The sequence below is a fragment of the Streptomyces sp. NRRL B-24572 genome (assembly GCF_002156145.1).
Taxonomy (GTDB): Bacteria; Actinomycetota; Actinomycetes; order Streptomycetales; family Streptomycetaceae; genus Streptomyces; species Streptomyces vietnamensis.
This window is the reverse complement of sequence record NZ_MWIG01000806.1, coordinates 1-1095: the sequence shown is the minus strand read 5'-3', so window position 1 is coordinate 1095 and position 1095 is coordinate 1. Positions and strand designations below refer to the sequence as shown.

General features: G+C 74.3%; 1 pseudogene. It reads right to left on the bottom strand.

The features are described from left to right. Nucleotides 1-139 precede the first annotated feature (139 nt). A pseudogene (locus tag CCN56_RS36330) lies at nucleotides 140-1095 on the bottom strand (methionine--tRNA ligase); the annotation flags it as partial.

Genomic DNA, 1095 nt, shown 5'->3' with positions numbered 1-1095 from the left:
CGACGCGCAGGGACACGTGGGGCTCCTGAGGAGTGGGGGCCACGTGTCCCTGCGCGTCGCTCGCGCGCACGGTCACGCGGCAGGGGGCATTCCTACGGAAGTACTTAGTTGCTTAGTAGTACGGAGGTGTGGCGAGGCGTCAGAACCCGAAGACCGGCCCTGACGGCGGTGCCAGCCTGGTCCCCGGCAGCGGGCCCGTCAGGGCCTGCCAGTCGACCGGGCGCCCCGGCTCCACCCGCAGTGCCGACGCGAGCCGGTCCGCGCCCTCCGGCATCACCGGCCGCGACCAGGCCGCGAGGGCCGACGCCACCGCCAACTGGGCGGCGAGGGCCGGGAGATGGCGGCAGGAGGTGCTGGGCCGGCACCGCTCGTGGGCGTTGACGTGACCGAAGTCGGCGACCGAGCGGACCATCTCGTCGAGGACGGCGACCGCCCGGCGCGGGTCGAAGGCGTCGGGGCCGTAGGCCTCGCGCAGGTCGTCCACGCCCCGGTGGAGCCGCCGCTCCAGGATCTCCCAGCCGGTGCCGCCGGGCAGCGCCTGCGGGGCGAGGCCGCCGCACTCCTCCCGTACGGCCGAGAAGAGCCGGGACAGCCAGCTGTTCCAGTTCTCGTCCAGCTCGTGCCGGGCGGCCGCGAGCCGCTCCCGCCGGAAGACCGTGCGGCGGCCCAGCGGGCGGGCCTGGAGGACGTGGCGGCGCAGGGTGTCGGAGCCGTACTCGGTGAGCAGGTCGAGCGCCCAGACGTTGCCCTCCTGGACGCCCTCCTCGATGACGTACGACTCGTTGACGTTGAAGTCCTGCGGCAGCTTGACGTCCTGCGCGAGCAGCAGCACCGGCAGCAGCACGGCGTGGCAGAACGCGTGCCCGAAGCCGCAGAAGTGGATCGCGCGGCGGGGCAGCGGGCCCGTCACGTCGTAGCCGAACAGGTGCATCGCGGCGGCCTCGAAGCAGCCGTCGATCCGGTGCTCGGGGAAGCCCTCCACCGGCACGGCGAGACCCCACTCGCCGGGGTGGCCGACCGCGATGTCCGGCAGCCCGTCCTCGACGAGCGACTCGCACAGCGCAGCGAGGCGGGGCGGGAGCCCCGCGGTGGCCC